We start from the raw sequence: 3,578 nt of genomic DNA, 5'->3' as shown, positions 1-3,578 counted from the left end.
TGCGATCAATTGACAGGCTATCTTAAGCTTGGCCGCGCACTTGTGCCCGGCCCGATCTACGGGAGGCAGAGTTGCGCGTCACGAGTTTGCGGGGCTTGCTTGGAGCCTTGAGCCGCCGGAGCGTCTTGGTCCCGGCGCTCGCAGGTACGCTTCTACTTCTATTCTTCACAGGCGACGCACAGGCCGGGACCGAAGAACTCGCCAAGGCCGCCGCCTGGCGCCTCGGCGACCAGATCAGCATCGCCGGGCTTCTTTACGCGCAGGGCAATCACGACGACAAGGTCGACGAGATCATGAAGGCGATGAAGCCGCTCGCCGACGCCATGCAGATCGAGATCAAGCCGTTTCCGCCCCGTTCGCCCGATTCATCGCAAACCTACGCCGACGTGATCCACTATCTGATCCAGGGCGACGGCGCCGATGTCGGACGCGAGATCGCCGAGAAGTTCGGCAACCCGGCCGGCACGCTGTACGAGGTCGCCGTCAAGTCGAACCTTTTGCTCCTGCTCTATCAGCCGGGCGAGGACCAGGGCATCGGCGGCGTCATCAAATCGCGCATGACCGAGATCGGCATGCCGGAGAATCTGTGGATCGGCGTCGTCAACGCCATCGACAACAAGGTTTCCGAGGCCGAGCTTAAGGACGCCGTGTTCAAGATGCACGACGACGTGGCGGCCTATCTCGGGCAGCAGATCGACTAGGCGCGCGGGCGCCCGATCACGCCTTCGGCTGCATCTCCCGCATGGCGTCGGCCATGAGCCAGGAGAGCTGCTGGGCCTGGACCGCGAAGAGCTGCATCTGGGTCTGAGCGAAACGGCTCTGCAGCGTCAGCACCTCCTGAACGTCCTTGGCGCGGGCAATCTCGCTTGCGAGATTGAACGAGCGCTCGGCGTTCTCCTTGGCGAAGGAGATGGCGCGGTCCTGCACCGTCTTGAAAGCCGACGCGCCACCGGTCGTTGCCCCCTTCTGCCAGGTGTTCATGGCCTGGGTGAGGAAGTCCATGAATTGGCCGTAGGCCGCGCGCGCCTGCTCGACGTTCTTTTCGGCCATTTCGCGCAGTTGCGGCGGAATCTCGAAGGAAGGGGTGTCTTCCATAATGTCCTCTTGGGTTACCGTCTAAGAGCGGCCGTTTTGTCACGGCACCGTCACACTATAGCGCATTCGGGAGGGAATAGCGTCCGGCCCGCTCTCGTCAAGGTCAAGCTTTTGATGAGTCGGGCGAATTTCCGGTTTCCGCGGAGCGCGACCGGTAACATGGCCGAGGATGCTTCGCTCGATCTCGATGCGCTCAGGGCTCACGCCTGGCGCCCGTCGAGCTGACCTAAGACCCACTTGCGAAAACTCGCCACCCGCCGGTCGGTGTGGCGCTTGCGCGGCCAGACCAGCCAATAGCTATAGCCCGTCTCGCACACGGTGCCGAACGGAGCGACAAGAGTGCCGTCGGCGAGATCCTTGTCGATAAGGTGGCGGCGGGCCAAGGCGACACCGAGGCCCTCGGCCGCGGCCTTGAGCAGGAGTTCCGAATAGGCAAAGCGCGGCCCGCGCTCAAGATCGATGCCGCGCACTCCTACGGTCTTCAACCACAGCGGCCAGTCGTCTGGGTGGGCACTATTGTGCAGTAGAACGTGCCGGGCCAAGTCGGCCGGCTGCCGCAAAGGAGAGCGGCCCTGCAACAGCGCAGGACTGCAAACCGGCGTCAGCGACTCGACGATGAGGCGCTCGCAATGAAGCCCGGGCCACTCGCCACGCCCGTAACGGATGGCGACATCGACGCCTGAGGAGTCGAAATCGGCCGCCTCCAGGCTGGCATCGAGGCGCACCTCGATGTCGGGGTGCTGCTCTCTGAAATTGGCAAGCCTTGGGATCAGCCAGCGCACGGCGAAGGTCGGCAAGAGGCTGATGGTGAGCGGCTCGGTGCGGGACCGGTGGCGAAGATCGGCGACGACGCCGGCAAGCCGGTCGAGAGCGCTCTGAACCTCGGGCAGAAGCGCCTCTCCTGCGGCGGTGAGCGAAATCCGCCCGGCGCCGCGGTTCAGGAGCCGCACGCCCAGATAGCCTTCGAGCGCCTGGACCTGATGGCTCACGGCCGACTTCGTGACCGCAAGCTCCTCGGCGGCGCGGCGAAAGCTCGCAAGCCTCGCTACGGCCTCAAACGCCCTCAATCCGGGCAAAGGCGGTATGCGTCGCGCAGCAGGCGGCAATCCCGTTGAGCTCAACTGGACACCCAGTGAAAACTAATCACTTTGACGGTAGCACGGCGCGCTCGATAGTGCACTTGCCTACGATTCGAGCAAAGCCCCTGGAGCCAATGCAGTGAAACCAATCCGGATCTTCCGCCACGAAGACTGGATCAACCCGGGCCGGCTCGCCGAATATCTCGATGCCCGCAAGGTGCCCTGGGAGATCGTCAGGATCGATCAGGGAGAGAAGGTTCCGCTCTCCATCGGCGATGTCTCCGGCCTCGCCTTCCTCGGCGGCACGATGAGCGCGAACGACGACCACGATTGGCTCGCCGACGAGATCGAGCTCATTCGCATTGCCGCCGATGAAGGCGTGCCGATGCTCGGACACTGCTTAGGCTCGCAGCTGATCGCCAAGGCGTTGGGCGGGACGGTCGAGCCGATGCCGCAGAAGGAGATCGGCTGGCACGAGGTGCGGAAAGTCGACAATCCGGTCTCCCGAGATTGGCTCGGCGCGGTGCCTGACAGCTTCGACATCTTCATCTGGCACCACGACGCCTTCACCCTGCCGCCGGGGGCGGCGCCACTCTATTCGAGCGCGCACTGCCCAATGCAGGCTTTTGCCTTCGGCAACACGGTCGCCATCGTTGCGCATGCCGAGGTCACGGCGGCGATGATGGAAGAGTGGCTCGCAACCTTCGGCTACGACATCGAGCCCGTGTCGGAGAGCGTGCAGCCCATCGAGCAAATTCGCCAAAACCTCGGCGAGCGCTGCGCCACCATGCATCGCCTCTTCACCGACCGGCTGTACGATGCGTGGCTCGCGCGCGTTCGCGCCCATAGCCGCCGCAGCGTTACCGCTTGAGGGTGTGAGCTATTGAACAGGGCGTGACCCGGTTGAAAGAGTGCTCGGCTACGAAAATGGTGCCCAGGGGCGGGATCGAACCACCGACACGCGGATTTTCAGTCCGCTGCTCTACCAACTGAGCTACCTGGGCGTTTGGCGCTTTCGGAGGACGCCTTCAGCAGTTGTTGCGGCTGGCGTCCGCGCGCAAGGCCTTGGCTTATAGGAAATCGCCGTTAGCCTGTCGAGACCGCTGCTAACGGCCCTTGTCCCCCTCGTCCTCGGGCGCTTGCTCGCGGGCGGCGCCGGCGGAAACTCTCTCGCCCGGGACGGCGTAGCGGCCGGCGAGCCAGCGGTTAAGATCGATGTTGGCGCAGCGCCTGGAGCAGAACGGACGGAACTCCTGAACCGTTGGCTTGTCGCAGATCGGACAGGCGGGGGTGTTGCGCGCCGCTGCCTTCATGCCCTTCGGCTTAGGCCGCGCTCCCGCCTTCTCTCCGCGGCGCGCTCCGCTCACTCGATCTCGACCTCCTCGGCCTTCGACAGCCAGAGAT

5 protein-coding genes and 1 tRNA gene are annotated in these 3,578 nt (G+C 64.2%); 2 read left to right on the top strand and 4 right to left on the bottom strand.

What is annotated here, in order from left to right; genetic code table 11:
* Positions 1-107: 107 nt before the first annotated feature.
* Complete coding sequence (locus tag VFB18_RS15270) at positions 108-701, top strand: hypothetical protein (RefSeq protein WP_324977224.1); 594 nt, start codon at positions 108-110, stop codon at positions 699-701.
* 16 nt (positions 702-717) lie between these two features.
* Here VFB18_RS15270 and VFB18_RS15265 read toward each other — a convergent pair whose 3' ends face one another.
* On the bottom strand, positions 718-1,095 hold the full coding sequence (locus tag VFB18_RS15265; protein WP_324977221.1) for a phasin family protein: 378 nt from the start codon (positions 1,093-1,095) through the stop codon (positions 718-720).
* Between the two features lie 200 nt (positions 1,096-1,295).
* Positions 1,296-2,201, bottom strand: coding sequence for a transcriptional regulator GcvA (gene gcvA, locus VFB18_RS15260; protein ID WP_324977230.1), 906 nt, complete (start codon positions 2,199-2,201; stop codon positions 1,296-1,298).
* A 112-nt stretch (positions 2,202-2,313) separates the two neighbouring features.
* Between gcvA and VFB18_RS15255 the strand changes: the two genes are divergently transcribed.
* Entirely contained in the window at positions 2,314-3,045 is a 732-nt protein-coding gene (locus VFB18_RS15255; RefSeq protein WP_324977218.1) for a type 1 glutamine amidotransferase, read from the top strand.
* 57 nt (positions 3,046-3,102) lie between these two features.
* On the opposite strand, the gene VFB18_RS15250 is transcribed toward VFB18_RS15255, so the two are convergent.
* Together VFB18_RS15250 and VFB18_RS15245 are read right to left on the bottom strand one after the other, a co-directional pair.
* Positions 3,103-3,178 (bottom strand) — tRNA-Phe (locus VFB18_RS15250).
* Positions 3,179-3,280: 102 nt separating this feature from the next.
* Positions 3,281-3,541, bottom strand: a complete 261-nt coding sequence (locus VFB18_RS15245) for a DNA gyrase inhibitor YacG (RefSeq protein WP_414675805.1) — start codon at positions 3,539-3,541, stop codon at positions 3,281-3,283.
* Positions 3,542-3,578 lie beyond the last annotated feature (37 nt).

Origin of the sequence: Methyloceanibacter sp., assembly GCF_035650995.1 — a bacterium.
Classification (GTDB): domain Bacteria; phylum Pseudomonadota; class Alphaproteobacteria; order Rhizobiales; family Methyloligellaceae; genus Methyloceanibacter.
This window is presented reverse-complemented; position numbering and strand designations above follow the sequence as displayed.

Coding starts and splice junctions, on each gene's coding strand:
- VFB18_RS15265 (WP_324977221.1), bottom strand. CDS start 1,095: ATGGAAGACACCCCTTCCTTCGAGATTCCGCCGCAACTGCGCGAAATG.